At 42.8% G+C, this 19,995-nt stretch carries 12 protein-coding genes; 9 read left to right on the top strand and 3 right to left on the bottom strand.

All coding sequences use genetic code 11. The features are described from left to right. Positions 1-138: 138 nt before the first annotated feature. Positions 139-831 (bottom strand): haloacid dehalogenase type II, encoded by a 693-nt coding sequence (locus RMZ95_RS27525; RefSeq protein WP_322674366.1) that lies wholly within the window; start codon positions 829-831, stop codon positions 139-141. A 446-nt stretch (positions 832-1,277) separates the two neighbouring features. Here RMZ95_RS27525 and RMZ95_RS27520 point away from each other — a divergent pair, with 446 nt between their 5' ends. The 4 genes from RMZ95_RS27520 to RMZ95_RS27505 are packed head-to-tail and all read left to right on the top strand — an operon-like array spanning position 1,278 to position 6,001. Further along, entirely contained in the window at positions 1,278-3,035 is a 1,758-nt protein-coding gene (locus tag RMZ95_RS27520; RefSeq protein ID WP_322686119.1) for a ScyA-related TPP-binding enzyme, read from the top strand. A gap of 12 nt (positions 3,036-3,047) precedes the next feature. Next, entirely contained in the window at positions 3,048-4,190 is a 1,143-nt protein-coding gene (locus RMZ95_RS27515; protein WP_322686118.1) for a 3-oxoacyl-ACP synthase III family protein, read from the top strand. A gap of 40 nt (positions 4,191-4,230) precedes the next feature. Then, positions 4,231-5,199: an SGNH/GDSL hydrolase family protein gene (locus RMZ95_RS27510; protein WP_322686117.1), complete on the top strand. Its 969-nt coding sequence runs from the start codon at positions 4,231-4,233 to the stop codon at positions 5,197-5,199. A 46-nt stretch (positions 5,200-5,245) separates the two neighbouring features. Then, on the top strand, positions 5,246-6,001 hold the full coding sequence (locus RMZ95_RS27505) for an SDR family oxidoreductase (protein WP_322686116.1): 756 nt from the start codon (positions 5,246-5,248) through the stop codon (positions 5,999-6,001). Positions 6,002-6,163: 162 nt separating this feature from the next. Here RMZ95_RS27505 and RMZ95_RS27500 read toward each other — a convergent pair whose 3' ends face one another. Both RMZ95_RS27500 and RMZ95_RS27495 read right to left on the bottom strand, forming a co-directional pair. Further along, a complete protein-coding gene (locus RMZ95_RS27500) occupies positions 6,164-9,763 on the bottom strand; it encodes an NB-ARC domain-containing protein (protein WP_322686115.1) in 3,600 nt (1,199 codons plus the stop codon). 1,105 nt (positions 9,764-10,868) lie between these two features. Next, on the bottom strand, positions 10,869-11,015 hold the full coding sequence (locus RMZ95_RS27495; RefSeq protein WP_094348756.1) for a ribbon-helix-helix protein, CopG family: 147 nt from the start codon (positions 11,013-11,015) through the stop codon (positions 10,869-10,871). 1,024 nt (positions 11,016-12,039) lie between these two features. On the opposite strand from RMZ95_RS27495, the gene RMZ95_RS27490 reads away from it, so the two are divergent. The 5 genes from RMZ95_RS27490 to RMZ95_RS27470 all read left to right on the top strand — a co-directional run bounded on the left by RMZ95_RS27490 (position 12,040) and on the right by RMZ95_RS27470 (position 19,713). Next, positions 12,040-12,540 carry a fatty acid hydroxylase gene (locus RMZ95_RS27490; RefSeq protein WP_322674359.1) on the top strand — a complete coding sequence of 167 codons (501 nt, stop codon included), beginning with the start codon at positions 12,040-12,042 and terminating at the stop codon, positions 12,538-12,540. A gap of 442 nt (positions 12,541-12,982) precedes the next feature. Then, positions 12,983-13,120: a hypothetical protein gene (locus RMZ95_RS27485; protein WP_322674358.1), complete on the top strand. Its 138-nt coding sequence runs from the start codon at positions 12,983-12,985 to the stop codon at positions 13,118-13,120. Beyond that, positions 13,107-15,086: an ATP-binding protein gene (locus tag RMZ95_RS27480; protein ID WP_322686114.1), complete on the top strand. Its 1,980-nt coding sequence runs from the start codon at positions 13,107-13,109 to the stop codon at positions 15,084-15,086. The genes RMZ95_RS27485 and RMZ95_RS27480 overlap by 14 nt, the downstream gene beginning before the upstream one ends. 13 nt (positions 15,087-15,099) lie before the next feature. Continuing rightward, the gene (locus RMZ95_RS27475; RefSeq protein ID WP_322686113.1) at positions 15,100-19,230 is read left to right on the top strand and encodes a PAS domain S-box protein; all 4,131 of its coding nucleotides are present in this window, start codon (positions 15,100-15,102) and stop codon (positions 19,228-19,230) included. 105 nt (positions 19,231-19,335) lie between these two features. Then, positions 19,336-19,713, top strand: coding sequence for a response regulator (locus RMZ95_RS27470; RefSeq protein WP_322686112.1), 378 nt, complete (start codon positions 19,336-19,338; stop codon positions 19,711-19,713). Positions 19,714-19,995 lie beyond the last annotated feature (282 nt).

The raw sequence follows: 19,995 nt of genomic DNA, 5'->3' as shown, positions 1-19,995 counted from the left end.
TTGTGTCTAAGTTTTATCGTCTGTTGATGTCCTAACCACCAAAGCTTGTGCTATAACAACAAATTCGTTCTTTGGCATCTGTCTATCTAAATGCGTTCTACTTTTTGTTCCTCTCGTGGTTAAATTCAAATCAGCAAATTACTGTAAACTTAAAGCCGCGAGAGTCTTCAAATCAGGCACTTCTAAATCAGGTTGAGTGACTGCTGGTAAACTCGCACTAACCCCTTGTTCTGCTCGACGATTTACCCAGACTGTTGATAATCCTAGAGATTTGGCTGTGACGATATCATGATATACACTAGCAGCAACGTGTAATATCTGCTCTAGCGGCAAATCAATTCTCTCAATCGCCAGTCTGAAGTTGTTGAAGGCAGGTTTGTAGCTTTTTGCCTGTTCTGCTGTGATTACCTCGTCAAATTCCACCTCCAAGTGCTTTGCCGAGAAAGCAAAGATATCGTCATCTACATTTGAGATAATTACCAGCTTAAACTTTTGCTTTAAAGTTCTAAGTGCCTCAACTGTATCGGGGAAAGGCAGCCAATGCTGAATCGAATCGGCAAGTGAATTTAGTTCGTCAGCAGTTGGCTCAAAGCCAAATCGTTCACCAAATTTCTGGACTACTCTTTGCAAAACTTCTCGATATTTGATATATTCTCCAATTTCGAGTTCTGCTTCAAATTCAGCAAAAATATCAAGAATTTGCTCGTCATCCAAATTAGTGTTATGTGCCAGCAGAAATGGTTTTAGCACCCCTAAGATGCCATTTTCCCAATCAATTAGGGTTCCGTAACAATCGAAAGTTAAAGCCTTATACTGATTTAATTCAATCACTTTTTTATACTCCAAAGCTTGATTGATAGCGTTCAGTTTTCACAAACCAAAAGACGGATGAAGTCGTCCGCGTTGGCGCAGTCCGCACTTCGACACCTTTCGGCTTCTCTACAGACGCTACGCGTTAGCGGAGCTTTCGCTTTAGCGAGACGCTCAAGGCAAGAAGCTCAGTGGCCACCGCAGGCATCGCCACATCCACTGTTCTCGAAGTCTCTAAACATTTTTTCTATATCAGAGCAATGCGGAACTTATAGGTTGCTCAAAGATTGGCGAAGTGAACCGCCAAGGTAGTTTTACTGTTATACCTGCGTTAAAAGCAGTACTCACCGAAGTTGTATGGGCGTTATCCAAACAAATTTATATTACATTGATAATACAAGATTACTAAGTTTAGGTGTGGGATAATAGTTATTCCAAAAAGGAAATTATTCCTAAGTATAATTTGTATGGATGTGAAATTTCAGGATACACAAGCAAATACCACTAAACAATTAAACTCAAGTAAACAGCCATCTAATAGCAAGCCATCCGAAACTTTTTCGGTAGCGGAGGCAGTGGTAAAAATCCTGGAAGATATGGGGGTGCAGTATGCCTTTGGTGTTTCGGGAGGTGCGATCGCGCCAGTGTGGGCTGCACTACACCAAAGTTCTATCCAGGTGCTGCACTTTCGCCATGAAGCTGGAGCCGCTTTTGCAGCCATTGAGGCGTATTTTGCTAGCGATCGCCCAGTTGTGGTATTCACTACAACTGGTCCAGGGATTACGAATGCATTAACTGGCTTGTTTGCTGCACGTTGGGAAGGTGCTAAAGTTATTCTTCTGTCGCCTTCCACATCGGCATCGCAGCGTGGACGGTGGGCATTCCAAGAAACCAGCACTTACACCATGCCTAGTGAGGGACTGTTCACATCAGAACCACTGTTTCATTATGCGACGACTCTCGAATGCAGCGATGAATTGGCAAAGGTTCATCGACGGTTGGCACTTGGTATAGCCCGACCAAATGGTTTTGTAGCACACTTAAATATCCCCACTAACATCCAAACTAGTTCAGTTAAGACATCATTGCCACGAGTGGCTTTCTCTTTTGCTCCCGCAGCCGTAAATGAGGAAACTATTGCAGAATGTACGCGGTTGCTTTCAGAAGGACCATTTGCCATTTGGGTCGGCTTTGGTGCGCGGGGTGCAGCAGCAGAAATTCGTCAGCTTGCAGAAGCAACGGGAGCGGCGGTAATGTGTTCGCCTCGGGGCAAAGGCATTTTTCCCGAAAACCATCCTCAATTTGTTGGTGTAACAGGTTTTGCCGGAGATACGTCAGTTTTAACGTATATGCAAGAACAACGACCTTTACGAGTGTTGGTGCTAGGAACGCGCCTCAGTGAATGGACTTCGTTCTGGAATTTTGCAATGATTCCAAAACGAGGGTTCGTGCATATCGATATCGACCCAGAGGTTCCAGGAACTGCATATCCATCTGCCGAAACCTTTGCCATTCAGTCCGATGTGGGAATGTTTGTAAAGGCACTGCTAAAGAACTTTCCACAACACCCAAATCAGTTAACACAAATGTTGCTGCCTTGTTCTAAGCCTGTAATACTTAATCCACGCGCAGAGGGCCCAGTGCGACCGGAAGTACTCATGGATGCAATTCAACAGCAAATAGTTGAAGGGAGCAATGCGGTTGTCATGGCTGAAGGAGGAAACTCGCTCGCTTGGGCAATTAACCGACTGCGATTTACCAAACCAGGTCGTTTTCGAGTTAGTACCAGGTTTGCATCTATGGGTCATTTTGTCACAGGCGTCGTGGGTGCTTCACTGGCACGCAATGGTAAGACCGTCGCCATAGTTGGAGACGGTGCCATGCTAATGAACAATGAGATAAGCACGGCTGTAAGATACCAGATCGCTGCCGTTTGGATTGTACTAAACGATGGGCGCTATAGTATGTGCGACCAGGGGATGACTTTGCTAGGCTTCCAAGGTGTAGATGTAGAGATTCCGCAGGCGGATTTTGTCAAGATAGCTTGTGGAATGGGAGCTGACGGCATCCGCGTTGAAACAGAACCTGAAATCCAGGCAGCTTTGGAGAAAGCGATCGCCTCGACCTGTCCGTATGTTGTTGACGTAGTAATTGACCCAACCCGGCTTGCACCAATTAGGAGTCATGTTGACAATCTGATTGCACAAGGTGCTACGAATTACTAAGAGGAGATTTTCATGGTGCATCATTCAGTAGGTATTCGCGCGATCGCAGTTAGTTTTCCCAGCATCAGACGTACAAAAGATTATTACAGAGAGAAATACCCAGATATAGTTGCTCAAGTCGAGGAAAAAAGCTTGGGAAGGCTGTTTTCACTTGCTGGCTCTACCCCCAGCAACGAGTTTGATTTGGAGATGTTGCCATATCTGTCAGATCCTTTTCGTGGTACTGTCGAACAGCGGGTACTTGCTCCAGGTGAATCATCGCTGATGCTAGAAGAGCGTGCAGCTCGTGATGCTCTCAAAGCAGCGAAGCTTAATCCTGAAGAAGTCGATCTCATGCTCGTAGCCTCGATTTGGCCCGAACAAATCGGATTTGGTAATGCCGCCTTCCTTGCCCAAAAACTGGGACTGCAAGGCGCTGCATGGAATCTTGATGGAGCGTGTGGTGTTACCCCAGTAGCATTGCAAACTGCTTGTGCTCTGGTACAAGCAGGTGAGTACCGCAATGTACTGGTAGTAATTTCCTGCACTTACTCTCGCTTTGTCGATGAGGAAGATACTGTTTCCTGGTTTCTCGGTGATGGTGCTGGAGCCTTCGTTGTCGGTTCAGTCAAACCTAACCAAGGAATACTCAGTACAAAAACTGTGAATACAAGTTGTCTATGTGACTTATTAACTTTAAATATTAGAGAAAACAAGCAAGGCAATCCACGAATTCGGATGCAGTTGAACAAGGACGCAAAAAATGCGCTCAGTGAAGAATCGACTCAGCTTTTACGTACCTGTTGCGAAGGTGCTATCTCGGCAGCCGATTTAACTCTCGATCGAATTGACTTTTTCCTTTTCAATACAGCCACAGCTTGGTTTTCAAGCTTCTGTGTACGTGTACTTGGTATTGACTCAGAGCGTACCCTTAATCTCTACCCTCTGTACGCTAATATTGGGCCGGTACTTACTGTAGCCAATCTTTATCACGCTGCACAGATGGGTAAAATTCGTGAAAATGATTTGGTTCTCGTTTATGGCTTTGGTGCAGCAGGAGTCGCCTCTGCAAGTGTGATGCGTTGGGGTAACGTGGCGCTAGGTCTTGTTCCACATCAGGGCGAATCTGAATCAGCACTGAAAACTTCTTTAGATCGTAGCTTCACTTTTTGTTAAAGTTATCTATCAAGATTTAAAGCATATCCAGTAGTCGATCGTGCAAAAACAAATTTTAGCGGCGGGCTTTTACCTGTTATTTTTGATATTTCCGCTCAAAGTCTCGGCAAAAGATTATAACGAGATTTATGTTTTTGGAGATAGCTTTTCCGATACGGGTAATGTATTTAATGCAACTAACGGAATCGTTCCCCCAAATCCACCTTACTTTAATGAACGTTTTTCCAATGGTTCGGTTTGGGTGGAATATCTCGCCTCCGATTTAGGGTTAACTTTCAATCCGAAGACCAACTTTGCCTTTGGTGGCGCAACTACAGGATTGAAGAATATCGGAATCAGCACTCTACCAGGATTACAACAACAAATCAACAGCTTTACAACAGCAAATCTGTCTGCCGATCCAAACTCCCTTTACATTTTGTGGGCGGGTGTTAATGATTATTTAGATTACTTTTTCCAAGGCACTCCCAACCCTACCCAGAGTGTGACAAATTTATCAACGGCGGTAAAATCGCTTGCTGCTGTCGGAGCTAGAGATATTATGGTGTTGAATCTGCCAGATTTAGGAAAGTTTCCAGTTACAAGTGGCAATAGTCAAATTTCTAGCTTACTTAGCACTTTTACCAGTAAACATGATTCCAGCTTGACTACAAACCTCAAACTTTTGAGTCAGGAACTAAACCCTAATGTCAACATTATTCCTCTTGATGTTAATTCTCTTTTTAATCGGATTATTGCAAAGCCGGAGGAATTCAATCTTACAAATGGAACTGACTCGTGCATCGGAGATTCATCGGTGGTGCCTATTGAAATTACCACACAGCCAGTTATGTGTATCCCAGACAAGTTTTTATTCTGGGATGAAGTCCATCCAACGACTGCCACTCATCAGCTAATTGGAAAATTAGCGTTTTCAGCCCTTGAACCAGTACCTGTCCCTGAACCTTCTGCTGTGTTAGGAGTTTTAGTTTTTAGTGTAGGTGCAGTATCGCTACAGAAACGCAAATAGTTCAGTTGGTGCAAAACAAAGCAATCAAAAGGGAAGAAACACACGTATGACAGGTCTATTAGATGGGAAAGTCGCGCTGGTTACAGGGGCCTCATCAGGTATTGGTCGGGCGAGTGCGATCGCATTTGCCAGTGCTGGAGCAAAAGTTGTGGTTGCTAGTCGTCGGCTCGTCGAAAGTCAGGAGACTGTGCGCCTGATAAAAGAGATCGGAGGTGAAGCTATTTTTGTTAAGACCGACGTTTCAAATGCTGCTGAAGTAGAGGCACTGGTCGATAAAACTGTAAAAACTTATGGTCGTCTAGACTGCGCTTGCAATAATGCTGGGATTGGAGGCAATCCCGGCTTAATCACCGATGATATCTCAGAAGAAGACTGGGATCGTCTGGTTAACGTAAATTTTAAAGGAACGTGGCTCTGCCTCAAGTACGAAATCAGGGCGATGCTCAAACAGAACAGCGGGGCGATCGTAAATGTGGCTTCTGTCGGTGCTGTCGTTGGTGTACCTGGTTATGCCATCTACTCAGCCACAAAGGGCGCAGTCATTACCCTAACTAGAACCGCAGCAATAGAATATGCTAAATCTGGTATCCGAGTCAATGTCGTGAGTCCAGGTGCTACGGAAACTGATATGCTAGCTAGTCTTCCCGTAGATTTAATTGCTCAACTTCCAACAGCGCATCCAATAGGGCGTATTGGCAAGCCTGAAGAGATTGCAAAAACGGTGGTTTGGTTGTGCTCAGATGCGACTTCCTTCATCACGGGTCATAATATGATGATTGATGGAGGATATACTGCACAGTAAGGCAGGGTAGATGAAGGTGAAGGTAGCAAGTTCGCAATTTTACTTGCTTCAGAAACATCTATCTTATCAACAAAAAGTGTAGAATTTTAGAGCATCTCAAGAGATTGAATCAAGATATTGAATGAAGAACAAATGAACAATCACTGTAGTAGTACTAAAATACTATCTATCTTGATACTCAACCGCTCCTAAAGCTTTTAGAGTGGTAATAGTCGCCAAAGTTACACCTGTAATAGCAGTAACGTTCATGGCTTCATAAGGTCTAGAGCTAAAAAGAATTTTCAGGCATTCACCTGTCAATATATCCCAAAGCTTAATTGTTCCATCTTCACTACTACTAGCTAAAGTATTACCTTTAGGATTAAAAGCAACTGACCAGGTTAACTTAGTGTGTGCTGATAAAGTTTTCTCGCAGTTGCTTGTGCTGACATCCCACAGCTTCACAGTTTGGTCACCGCTACCACTTGCTAATGTACAACCATCCATACTAAAAGCAGCGGAATATACGCAATTAGTATGCCCATACAAAGTTTTAAGACACAATCCGGTGCTAACATTCCATAGTTTTACTGTTTGGTCACCGCTGCTACTTACCAATGTTGTACCATCAGGACTAAAAGCAACTGACCAGATCCAGTCAGTATGACCTTGCAGAATCCGCAAACATTGCCCAGTAATAACATCCCACAGCCTTACTGTTTGATCGTGACAACCGCAGACTAATGTATGACTGTCTGGGCTGAAAGCAACTGACCATACCCGATGAGTTTGTCCCTCCAGAATCCGCAAACATTGCCCAGTGCTAACATCCCACAGTCTTATTGTTTGGTCTTCACTACCACTGGCCAGCATCGTGCCATTAGGACTAAAAGCGACTGATAATATTCTATTACTATGTCCGTGCAAAGTTTTAAGACATTTACTGGTGTTAATATCCCATAGTTTCACCGTTAGATCCTCACTACCACTAGCAAGGATGCTACCGTCTGGGTTAAGAGAAACTGATGTAACCCGATTACTATGCCCCCGCAATGTTTTAAGGCATTGACCAGTGCTGGCATCCCATAACCTCACCGTTTGGTCACTACTACCACTAGCCAGCATGGTGCCTTGGGGATTGAAGGTAACTGACCATATCCCATTACAGTAACCTTGAAAGGTCTTGAGGCATCCACCTGTACTCAAATCCCACAGCTTAACCGTTTGGTCATCACTACCACTCGCTAGCGTTGTACCATTAGGATTAAAGGCAACTGACCACACCTTGCTACCATGTCCTTTCAAAGTCTTGATGCATCCACCTGTACTCACATCCCATAGCTTAACTGTTTGGTCATCACTCCCACTTGCCAACTTACGACCATCTAAACTAAAGGCAACTGAATTTATTAAGTCAGTATGACCTTGCAGAATTTGAAGACATTGACCACTGCTGATATTCCACACCCTTAATGTTTGGTCATGACAACCACTAGCTAGCGAACCATCCAAGCTAAAGGCAACAGACTGCACCCTATGGGTGTGTCCCAGCAAGGTTTTGATACATTGACCAACGCTGATATCCCATAGTTTCACCGTGTGATCGTCATTTCCACTTGCAAGTATTGTACTATCAGGACTAAATGCGACTGCCCACACCCGACTGGATACCTGTAGAATCTTAATGCATTGACCACTGCCGACATCCCACAACCTCACCGTTGTGTCTTCACTGCCACTTGCCAGCATTTTACCATCCGAACTGAAGGAAACAGACCATATTCCACCGCTATGACCTTCTAAGGTTGCGAGGCATTGCCCACTGCTAGTATCCCACAGCTTCACTGTTTGATCGTCACTGCCACTAGCGAGAACACAACCATCGGGACTAAAGGTAACTGGCCAAATCCAACCCTTGTGCCCCTTGCAGGTAAGCAGTTGTTTTCCATCCACAACCTGATACAGGCGAATCTCATTATTAGTATCTCCTGTCGCTAAAAATTTTCCATCAGGGCTGAATGCCACTGAGTGAATCCCCCCTATGGTTTCAGCAAAAACACATTTACTTAGATTGGCATGAGCAAAATTTACATTGTGTAAATTTACGTTGCGTAGGTCTGCTTGCCAAACAGTCAGATAAGAAAAATCATAGCCACTTAGATCCGTCTCTAAATAACAAAGCAGATTGAGAATATTGCCAGCCGTATACCCTGGTTCTAGCGGAGATTCTTCTCGCAGTGTTGCAAGAATTTGAGTTAACTGACTTTCAATATTTTTTTTGCTTCTTAAGTCGTAAAGCAACCCATCTATGACTGGTTTAAGGATAAGGCGAACCTGAATATCTTTAACATAGTCTTTACCAGTCGCCTTTATCAAAGCATGACGCCTAAACAAATCAATATTCTGAGTAACAATTTCTTCACAGACTTCTTCTATCAATCTACTAGTCATATACTCCATGACTACAGGCTGAAGTGTAAATAGTGCTTTACTTTTTTCAATCAACGTAGGCGTTGGCATTAGCGTACCCCTACGGGAAAGCAAGCTACGCGCAGGGTCTCGTAGAGAAGCCTTCTCAATTAGCGATCGCCTTCCTAAAGATTCTACAGCCTCTAGTAATTTTGCTGGTGCTACTGGTGATATAATATCATTTCGCAATTCTGGAAGTGCCATTGGCTCACGATTAATCGCTAGCCAATACATTATTTCCTTTTCTAAATCTGACAAGCGCTCAAACTGCTGCTCTAAGATATCGCGAATGTCTCCAAAAACAGCCGTGTCTTGTTGCAAAAAGTCACTCATATTACCATCAAAGATATCTTGAATGGTTGTGGCAACTATCTTTAAAGCTAATGGATTGCCTGCGTAACGTTCAATCATTAATTTCCATTCATCCTCTGCCGCCGATAGTCCCTTGAGCTTTAAAATTTCTTGCCCTTCCGCCACCTTCAATCCACTCAGTGGCAATGAACGAACAGGTAGTGCTTGTCCTTCCAAAAATGCTATTTCTCTGGGTTTTTCACGACTAGTCAGCACTAAGCAGCTTTGGTGAGTTGCTTCTCCCACCCGTCTTAAAAGCTCACCATATTCCTCATATCCTTCTCGATAAAGTCCGGCGCGGCTACCACTGCGGAGAATTGATTCTGCATTATCAAGGAATACTAAACAGCGATAATTTTGTAAATAATACAGTAGTCGCGATACCCGATCGCTAAAACTTTCTGGTAAGTTACTTTCTGTTTCCTGTTCGTCAGATAAAAATTGAATTAAGTTACCTAGAATAATTTTAACAGGTGGCGCTTCTCGTAGCGATCGCCAAATCACATACTCAAAGTTGTCCTGAATTTTTTGAGCAAACTTTACAGACAGTGCTGTTTTTCCAATACCTCCTATTCCCAAGAGTGCAACCAATTGGCAGTTCTCATTAAGAATCCATTGCTCTAATGTAATAAGTTCTTCTACACGCCCATAAAAAGCGGAGTTAAAGATAGCCTCTCCCCAATCTAGACGAGTATTTGAGCTTGAATAGTCACTTTTATCTATTTTTAAGTTAAAAACGGAAAAAAGCTTCTCAATAGTCTGTTTGTCAACTCCTCCCTCCCGATTCAATACTTTCGAGATAGTAGCGGAATATAAACCAGAACGTACACTCATTTCTTCAAGAGTATACCGATTTCCAAAATTTTCTTTTGCTTCTAACTGATGCTTTGCTTCTTTAATTTTTTGTAAACCCTTGGTAGTAAGTGCAACGCCACGCTTACGTCTCCAATTCTGTAAAGTCATGTATTAACTCACTGTTCGTTTAATCACTTTTTATTAAAAGGAATTATCTACTAGGTTGTTATAGATATAGGGTAATAGCCATAACAAACGAATAATCTTATGTTGCAGAAGATTTAAAATAGGCATATTACCAAAATAAATAGTAATAAAAGCTACCTTTATCATCCACTCATCTCGGTAATTCAACGCTGCTTGCTCAACAGACTATCTGGACTGTAGGACATTGCTAACATCATCTTTTTAGCCGAAAGCTTCTTACATTTGGTGATAGTAGATTTATTACGTATGGTATTAGTAATTTAATACCTAATATTCTCAGTAATATTTTTGGGAGTAAAGCTTAAGTTCAATCTCAAAATCCCGATTTTCACTGGTAAATACAGCTCAAAATTGGCAATCTTGATAAGGAAAGTTTCTATATATCTAGCTTATCAATCAATGAATAAAACTGCTGCACTTAAATTTCCCCGTTTGACCACCTCCAGTCAAAAAAGAGCGCTTAAGCGAATCACTATCAATTTGACATCAGATGAAGCTCAAAACCTTGAAAAGTATTGTGAACAGACAGGCAAACTAGCAATAGACGTGATTCGAGAACTCATTCAAGCTTTGCCTTGAGCTGCCCAACGTTGACGCCAAGTCTGAAAAGCGGTATTCCAGAAGAGTTATAGCTAAAGTAGAAGTGCAGATTTGGACAAAGGTTTCCAATTTTACTCTGATGTGAGTAATTGCAGGAGCAGTAATCATAGATTAGATCCTCACGGCTGTATATTTGCTACCTCAATGCTATTGTTTGTGGCGAAAATTTTAAACAATATGGGTTAGAGATTATTTTCTGACGAAGATGACGACACAATATAGTCACCGAACCAAAAAAAATATTCTCTCACTCCTCATTGTGCAACTCAATAATAGCGCTCATGTTATCTTCTTTTTGGCACGCTGCGCTCGCAGTAATGAGCGCAGCGTGCCAGAAATTAAATTTTTACGTTCTTCTCAATCATCACAAAAAATTACTACCTCTTACTTTAAGACCTCCAATTCAACCAAATTTTAATAGTTATATCTTGAAAATCAACGGGTGAAATAGTTCGCAAATCTACTTTTATTTTGTCAGTGGCAAGGCTCGAATAAGTTCTCTGATGACATCCGTTGCTGGTCTGCCTGTCTGTTCACAATATTTTTCAAGGTTTTTGGCTTCATTTGAGGCCAGGTTTATAGTGATTCGTTTGACCGCCCATTTTTTGTTCATACTGAAATAGATAAATCGTGTAATCATAACTTCAAATCCTGATTTTACCTTCCAACTGGAAAGTAACCTAAATTTTGGATATATTGAGGCACCCTTTTAATCGGACACATTGTAAATAAATATTGCAGGTGTGCTTTCTTGATTTACTAACTTGTCTATAAATGATAAAGGAAGAATCAATCTTTGGTACTCTATCATTTAATTTTTTATATCTCTTAGCTTAGGCTGTAGTCTAATGCATACCCCGTTCGCTGTGCGTAGCAAGCTATACGCAGCAGTAACCACAAAACAAGGGTGACACATAAAGTTGCCAGTGTCTACAACTTGAGCGAACGAATGGTCTAGAGTAAGGAAATTCAAACGCACTTGGCAAATAAAGATAAATTATCAAATTTTCCCTATCTTTTTAATGTTTATTAATCGTTGAAAGTGTAAATTTAAAGCGATATTATTACTCGATTTATAGAAAACATCTATGGCATCTAATTAATTATAGATGCTGCAAATTTTACAGATATTCAGTTAATTTATAAACCTACTTGATTCACTTAAAAAACTCAATTGATATTGGCATAATATCTATTTAGATCGTTATAAATTGAGTCATCGTTCAAGCTTAATTGCAATAAATTTAGAATTAACAATATTGCAGAAATCCTTAACCTAAATTTTTACCAAGCTTAACTCAACCTTTGCTTATGCTGTATGCCTTAGTAAGAAGATTGTGTAGTAACTATAGTAAAGTACTGTATTTACATCGGGTTTTAGAGGTATTAATACCATTAACCCAGAGCTAGAAGTCAAATTGGAGGTTCTTACAAGTTGCTGTTGACTGCATTAAGGATCGAAGATTCATGAAACTGCAACTGATCCAATTACATATACTCTGAGCCAAATTAACTGGAGGGTAGACTCATGAGAGACACAGGTGCTACTTGCATAGCGCAAAACAGGTGTCTACGCCTACAGCATGACATTTGCATATTTTCTGTGGAGTTTTCTTAATTATTCTTGAGGAGTACAAATGCTTGAGGCTATCGCTGTTGCTTGGTTGTTACTGTTTGTTGGCGATTTTCTATCTACATTCTTTTACCACGTACCCGAGCACGTTTTTGGTAGCCTTCATTTAAAAACGCACCACTCCTGGAAGAAAGACTTCCGCCACTACGCTATTTTGACTTTTAATCCCCAGGTTCTTTTAGATGGTATCTTGGGAGCTTTGCCTTATGTACTTATAGCAGTAGTCCTGTGGTCTTTTTCTCCTATTGGCGTGATTTCTGGATTACTGCTTGGTCAATTACATGTATGGTGGAGACATATAAGTGTACTGGGTTGGCAAACTTCAAAGCCTGTAAATATTTTATGCCAAATTCTATTTATTACTACTCCTGAAAGACACTGGTTACATCATCACAAAACTAATTTGGGTTTCGGTGATATTTTTACTTTCTTTGAACAACCTGCACAAATGTGGTTACGCTGGCTACGGCTACTCAGACTTCGTTTTCGCTACTCTCGGATCTAACTAAAACTAGCACCTACCTAAATACTTTTTAAAATCACCAAAAGAAGCTGCGATCGCAGCTTCTTTTGGTACACTAAAGGCGATTATTCTACTCTCATAAATACGCTAACTTTTATACTCAAAAAAGCTAATTCCCAATTTATCAGGAGTAGTAACAAGAGACATGAATTTACCATAGATAACAATCTATGGTTTTATCTAATTAATAAGTTTTTATTTATAGTTATTTTAGAACCTATCAAATATTAAGCGAGTTATAAGAACAGAAAAATGCCTCTGGTAAAGAGTTTAAAGGTATTTGCTACCGTTCGACTTCGCTGTTATATCGCTAAGGTTTTTGGGAAAACTAGCCTTAATTACTAAACTGTTATATCCCTAGATTTGTATGAAAATTCCTCTCTTCTTGGGAGATGGTAGCTCTAGCTTGCTTATGCAAAGGAGTATGGATAGCGACGTTGAAGGTGGCAGGAGGTTGCAATACACTGTATTTTTCTCGATGAGAAACTACGCCAACGAACCAACACTGATTGTGAGAAATTTGCAACCTGCTCTAGATGAGGTGTTTCATGCCCGCACTTAGCCTTAGAAAGATGTTCAACAAAAAAGAGTTGCCATCTCTTATTCATAACTTAGTCTATCAGTTCAACATCGCAATTGATGTTGAACTAGTAGACGGCACGAAACTAATTAGTATTGGAGAGCAAACAGTAGAAAACCGTTATCCAATCGAGGTTTCAGGAGAAATCATCGGTTGGGTTGTTGGAGAAGAACAGGCAATTATACTTGCAAATTTGCTCTCATTTCTGGCAAAGGAGGAAGCTGAGAAGAAAGTACTCGCCAAAGAATTGTTAGAGCGATATCAGGAAATTGATTTGTTTGACGATATCTCGACTCAACTGACAACAAGTTTAGATACGCGACAGATTGCCCAACTTGTGCTTCAAGAATTGAGTCAATTAATTGAATCATCTGCGGGGATGATTTTGCTTTTGAATCGAGATGCAACTGCGTTTGAAATCATTGCCGAATTTGGAGTGTTTTTTGACCACAGTCAGCCAGAACCTGGTAAGGGAATTATCGGCAGCATTGTGCAATCCAACCGGGCCGAACTCGTCAATGATGTGCAAGCCGATCCGCGATTAGAGGGGCAAAAAAACGTTAGTGCAATGATTTGTGTACCGTTACGAGCCAAAGAGCGGGTACTGGGAGCGATCGCCATCGGAACGGTCAAAACTGACTCATACAAGGCTGAACACCTGAAACTGGTGAGTATCTTTGCCTCTCAAACAGCGATCGCTATTGACAAAGCTGTGCTTTACGAGCAAAGCACTCAAGTAGCTCTCCAGGCAAAAGCCCAAACACAGAAGCTTCAGCAAGCTCTCCATGAGTTGCAATTAGCTCAAACTCAGTTAATCCAAAGCGAAAAAATGTCCAGTCTCGGACAACTTATTGCTGGAGTTGCCCACGAAATCAACAACCCAGTTAATTTTATTTGCGGCAATTTAAAGTATGTTGCCGAATACACTAAAGACTTGTTACACCTGTTGGAAAAGTATCAGAAATTTCTACCTATTGCTCCTCCAGAACTGGAATCAGAGTTAGACAATATAGACCTGGAATTTATCATCCAGGATTTTCCCAAACTGCTAGATTCGATGAAACTGGGCACAGGTCGCATCGTCGAAATTGTCCAATCCCTGAAAAACTTCTCCCGCCATGATGAAGCTGAAATGAAAGCCGTGAACATCCACGATGGCATCGATGGAACCTTAATGATTCTTCACCATCGCCTGAAAGCAGATGTTCATCGTCCGGCAATTGAAATCGTTAAAGACTATGCAACACTTCCTCTGATTGAATGCTATCCCGGACAGTTGAATCAGGTATTTATGAACATCTTGGCAAATGCCATTGATGCTTTGGAAGAAAGCATGGAAAATTGGAGACTCAAAAATAATCCTCAATCTCCAGCTCCCAATCTCCAAATTACTATTCGTACCATAGCCATTGACCACCAGTGGGTTGTAATTCGCATTGCCGACAACGGCCCAGGAATGAAGGAGGAGGTAATTCGCCGCATTTACGATCCCTTCTTCACCACGAAAGATATTGGTAAGGGAACTGGGTTAGGCATGGCAATCAGCTACCAAATTATTGTAGACAAACATGGGGGAATGCTGAAGTGTCGTTCTCAACCGAGTGAAGGCACAGAATTCTGGATTCAGATTCCAATAAATTGTGCATTGGCAGACGCTGCTGAAGAACAAAATAGCACCTCTGCCTTGCCAACTCCCACAACGGAATCATCCCCTACTCCCGATACCGACGGCTTCATTCCATCAACAGCTCCAATGCTCAAACCGACGGATCTGCTGATCCGCCATACTCAACTGATCCAGCGGCTTTCACAGCACAGTCCAGATGTGGAAAGTGCATCACCCGATCAACTTTATCAGATGTTTCAACACCACCCAATTTCGTTAAAGCTTTACGCCACTTTGTTGTCTTGGTTCTGTTGTTCTAACCCTACCCAAATACGCCACTAAAGAAACCTCAATCATGTTTAACCAACTGGATGAATACAATAGTCAGCTATTTAAACAATGTCCTGTTGCGCTAGCACTATGCCGAAAAGATGGGACGTTAATTAGCGTCAATTTTGCCTATGCTGCCATTTTGGGGCGTACTGTTCCAGAAACTCTGAATCTCACCTACTGGCAGATTACCCCAGAAAAATATGCTGCTACAGAGCAATCTTGCCTAGAAGATTTGGAACGAACTGGTCGCTATGGACCTTATGAGAAGGAGTACATCCACAAAAACGGGCATCTGGTTCCGGTGAGGATTTCAGGGCAGATGATTGAGAAAGATGGAGAGCAACTGATCTGGTGTAGTGTAGAGGACATCAGCTACCTTCGACGCGTCCAGCAGGAACGCCAAGATACCGAACAAATACTGAAACAGAGTGAAGCCCGATACCGTTCTTTGGTAACAGCTAATACACAAATTGTCTGGATAAGCACACCAGAGGGAATTTGCTTTGAACTGGCAAGCTGGATAGCCTATACAGGCCAAAGTCTAGCTGAAGCGGAAAATGGGGGCTGGATTGATGCCGTTCATCCCGACGATCGCGCCTATACCGGAGAAGTCTGGAGTGCTGCCGTGGCAAACCTGAGTATGTATCAAATTGAATACCGAATTCGTGGCAAGGATGGCAACTATCGCTACTTTTGGGTCTGGGGTGCGCCCGTTATAGAAGAAGATGGCAGCGTCCGGGAGTGGATTGGCACCTGCACCGATATTCACGATCGCAAACTAGCAGAAACCGAAAATCAGTATCTGGAAAAACGTTATCGCTCTCTGGTGACAGCTACTTGCCAAATGGTTTGGATTACCACTCCTGAAGGAATGCAAAAGGCAGATATGTCGAACTGGAGAGCCTATACAGGTCAGAGTGTAGCCGAAGCCGATGGTTGGGGCTGGATTGATGCCGTTCATCCAGATGACCGCCTCCACACTGCCGAAGTTTGGAGTGCCGCTGTGAACAATCGCAGCCTATATGAAGTTGAATATCGGGTTCGTGCCAAAGATGGCACTTATCGCTACTTTTGGGTCTGTGGTGTTCCTCTCTTAGAGGAAGACGGTAGTATCCGGGAGTGGGTAGGTACTTGTACTGATATTCACGATCGCAGGCTAGCAGAACAAACTCTGCAACAGAGCGAAGAACGGTTTCGCTCTTTGGTGACTGCCAGTTCGCAAATTGTCTGGGTGACTACCCCAGAAGGAAAGGCGGTGAGCAGTGAAATGTCTACTTGGTTAGCGTACACAGGTCAGAGTGCAGATGAAATCCAGGGTTTGGGCTGGCTCGATCCGATTTACCCCGATGACCGTAGCTGCACCGCCCTAGCCTGGAGTGCTGCTGTGGCAAATCAGAGTCTCTTTCAAACCGAATATCGGCTGCGTGGTAAGGATGGCACACACCGCTACTTCTTTGTCTGTGGCACCCCCATCCTAGAAGCTGATGGCAGCGTCCGAGAATGGATTGGCACCTGCACCGATATCCACGATCGCAAACAGGCAGAAGCCGAAAATCAGCGTCTTCAAGAACGATATCGCTCTTTAGTAACTGCTACTTCACAGATTGTCTGGGGAGCTACCCCAGAAGGACTGGGAATCAGCAAGGAAATGCTCACCTGGATTGAGTATACGGGGCAGAGCGAAGCTGAAGTTGAAGGTTGGGGCTGGCTCGATCCGATTCACCCAGATGACCGTGCCAGTTCTACAAAAGTTTGGAATGCTGCTGTGGCAAACCGAGGTATCTACCAAACCGAATATCGGCTGCGTGGCAAGGATGGCACATACCGCTACTTCTCTGTCTGTGGTGCCCCCGTACTAGAAGAAGACGGCAGCATTCGGGAATGGATTGGCGCTTGCAGCGATATTCACGATCGCAAGCTAGCAGAAGCTGAAAATCAACGTTTATTGGATATGTTGAATCATTCCAGCGATGCCATCATTGTCCGCGACATGAGCGACAAAATCTCTTACTGGAATCAGGGTGCCGAAAGGCTCTACGGTTGGACGCGTGAGGAAGTGAAAGACCAATACATTCACGCATTTCTGAAATCAACCTTTCCAAAACTTTTAGAAGAAATTCGATCGGAGTTTTTCCGCCAGGGTACTTGGGAAGGAGAACTGGAACACATCACACGCGATGGCAAACCTATCACTGTTCAAAGCCGCTGGACTTTGCAACGAGATTTATCCGGTCAACCCTGCGCTATGCTAGAAATTAATACCGATATTTCTGTTCGCAAACAAGCAGAAATCGCTCTGCGGCAACTGAATCAAGAACTGGAAACCAGAGTTATAGAGCGGACGGCTGCCTTGCAAAATACCCTATCAGAAGCGCAGGGGTTAAATGCCATTTTAGATAATTTAGCAGATGGTTTGTTGGTGACAGATATCACCGGACAAATCACCCACTTCAATCCTGCCTTTCTAGCTATGTATGAATTGACAGCTAACGCCGTCAACGGTCACTACCGAGAATTACCCATATCTGGTTTACCAGAACTGGTTGCACGAACTCAATCCCATCCCGGTGAGGTGTTCTCTGCCGAAGTTGCACTGACCAAAGAACGCATTGGTCAGGCAGTGGCAACCGCCATTTTCAAAAAGACGGCAAATTCAGAACCCGCTGCCTGCTTCGGTTCGGCGCTGCTAATTCGGGATGTGACGGCAGAAAAGGAAATCGACCAGATGAAGACCGATTTCATCTCAACAGTTTCCCATGAACTGCGAACGCCACTGACTTCTGTCCTCGGTTTTGCGTCGATCATTCAAGAAAAGCTGGAAACCGATGTGTTCCCAATGATTTCTACCGAAGACCGCAAGCTTCAGAAAACGATTAAGCGGGTGGCTGACAATCTCAACATTATTGTGTCGGAAGCAGAACGGCTTACGTCTTTGATTAACGATGTCCTAGACATTGCCAAGATGGAAGCAGGTAAGGTGGAATGGCAAATGCAGCCGATCGATCCCAGCGAATTACTGGATTGGGCAACCAATTCTACTGCTGGGTTGTTTGAAACCAACGGCTTACAATTGGTCAGCGAAATTGAACCTGAACTGCCTCAGATAGTAGGCGATCGCAATCGTCTACTGCAAGTTTTAATCAATCTGATTTCTAATGCCGTTAAATTTACCGAATCTGGTTGTGTCACCTGCCGCGTTAAGCAAGGAGACGACGGTGTTTGCATTAGCGTCATCGACACAGGCATTGGGATTGCACCTGAAGACCAGCCGAAAGTGTTCGAGAAATTCCGCCAAGTTGGTGACACCCTCACCGACAAACCCAAAGGGACTGGGTTAGGACTGCCCATCTGTAAACAAATTGTCGATCATCACGGCGGTAGAATCTGGGTTGAGAGTGAACCAGGTAAAGGCAGCATATTCTCATTCATCATTCCCACCTACGCCTGCGATCGACAAACCACTGCTAATCTGAATTTGGATATGCTTGTCAAACAACTCAAAGAACACGTCATCACTAAAAGCGCTGTGTTGAACCAAAACCGTAAAACCATTTTGGTTGTAGATGATGACGCTAACATTCGAGAACTCCTGCGTCAACAATTGGAAAACGAAGGCTACAACGTTCGAGAAGGAAAAGACGGCATGGATGCAATTCATCAAATCAAAATATCCCGTCCCGATTTAATTCTTTTGGATGTGATGATGCCCCAAATCAACGGCTTCGATGTGGCAGCTGTTCTCAAAAACGATCCTCAGACCGCAGACATTCCAATTATCATTCTGTCAATTATTGAAAACAAAGAACGGGGCTACCATATTGGCATCGATCGCTATCTCACTAAGCCGATTGATACAGAAAAACTCCTCAACGAAATTGGCTCACTGCTTTACCAAGGCACTTCTAGTAAAAAGGTATTGGTTGTAGATAAAAATGCATCAGCCTTAAAAACCCTATCAGATGTACTGCAAACTCAAGGATACAGCGTGATTGAAGCCTCCGATCCGCAAGAATGCATTTATAAAGCCTTGTCAGCCAAACCTGACATGATCATCATCGATTCTATCTTCTCTCAAGAAGCCGATTTGGTGAAAACTCTACGGTTTGAGAAGGAGTTGGAAAATGTATTTTTTATTATGTTGTCTGAACAGTAATTGCTAGGGATTGGAGACTGGGGAATGGTAAAGAATTATTCTAATCCCCAATCTTGAATTCCCAATGCCCAATCCCCACTTCCCAATCCTCAATCACCAATCCCCATGACCCAGAAAATTCTAATTGTTGACGATGAACCCAATATCTTAATTTTGATGGAACAAGCCTTAGAAGCATTAGAAGATGAGGGTGTTGAGCTTCTAACTGCTAGAAATGGAGAAGAAGCTCTCGAAACAATCAAAACTGAAAAACCAAACCTGGTTTTTCTTGACGTGATGATGCCAAAAATGAATGGTCTACAAGTCTGCCATATTGTAAAACACGACCTACAAATTACTGATATCTACATTATAATTTTGACAGCGAAGGGACAGGAATTTGATAAACAAAAAGGAATTGAGGTTGGTGCAGACTTATATCTAACTAAACCATTCCGTCCCAAAGAAGTTCTTGAAAAATCAATGCAGGTGTTGGGCTTGTAAGGAAATTATTGAATAATTTTGCCTGCGATCGCAGTACTTGGAAAAATCGGCACAAATGCACAAATATGGTTACGTTTCCTTAATGGATCAACGGTTAACAGTACTCACTCGAAGGGGCGATCAAGTGGCTACAAAGCAGACTGGATAATAGTCATAGCACGTATACCCTTCTGAGAATAGGGTAGTTTACTGGGCTTGATACGCATCAAATCATGAGCTAAATCAGCCCAAAACTCCATTGCACCTACCCATAACTACTCATACCAACCGATCCAAAAGACA

This window comes from Nostoc sp. DedQUE07 (genome assembly GCF_034530975.2).
Classification (GTDB): Bacteria; Cyanobacteriota; Cyanobacteriia; order Cyanobacteriales; family Nostocaceae; genus Nostoc.
This window is presented reverse-complemented; position numbering and strand designations above follow the sequence as displayed.

What these genes read in the sequence shown, in the direction of transcription:
- RMZ95_RS27520 (WP_322686119.1), top strand. Translation starts at nt 1,278, where the DNA reads ATGGATGTGAAATTTCAGGATACACAAGCAAATACCACTAAACAATTA.
- RMZ95_RS27515 (WP_322686118.1), top strand. Translation starts at nt 3,048, where the DNA reads ATGGTGCATCATTCAGTAGGTATTCGCGCGATCGCAGTTAGTTTTCCC.
- RMZ95_RS27505 (WP_322686116.1), top strand. Translation starts at nt 5,246, where the DNA reads ATGACAGGTCTATTAGATGGGAAAGTCGCGCTGGTTACAGGGGCCTCA.
- RMZ95_RS27500 (WP_322686115.1), bottom strand. Translation starts at nt 9,763, where the DNA reads ATGACTTTACAGAATTGGAGACGTAAGCGTGGCGTTGCACTTACTACC.
- RMZ95_RS27495 (WP_094348756.1), bottom strand. Translation starts at nt 11,015, where the DNA reads ATGAACAAAAAATGGGCGGTCAAACGAATCACTATAAACCTGGCCTCA.
- RMZ95_RS27490 (WP_322674359.1), top strand. Translation starts at nt 12,040, where the DNA reads ATGCTTGAGGCTATCGCTGTTGCTTGGTTGTTACTGTTTGTTGGCGAT.
- RMZ95_RS27485 (WP_322674358.1), top strand. Translation starts at nt 12,983, where the DNA reads ATGGATAGCGACGTTGAAGGTGGCAGGAGGTTGCAATACACTGTATTT.
- RMZ95_RS27480 (WP_322686114.1), top strand. Translation starts at nt 13,107, where the DNA reads ATGCCCGCACTTAGCCTTAGAAAGATGTTCAACAAAAAAGAGTTGCCA.
- RMZ95_RS27475 (WP_322686113.1), top strand. Translation starts at nt 15,100, where the DNA reads ATGTTTAACCAACTGGATGAATACAATAGTCAGCTATTTAAACAATGT.
- RMZ95_RS27470 (WP_322686112.1), top strand. Translation starts at nt 19,336, where the DNA reads ATGACCCAGAAAATTCTAATTGTTGACGATGAACCCAATATCTTAATT.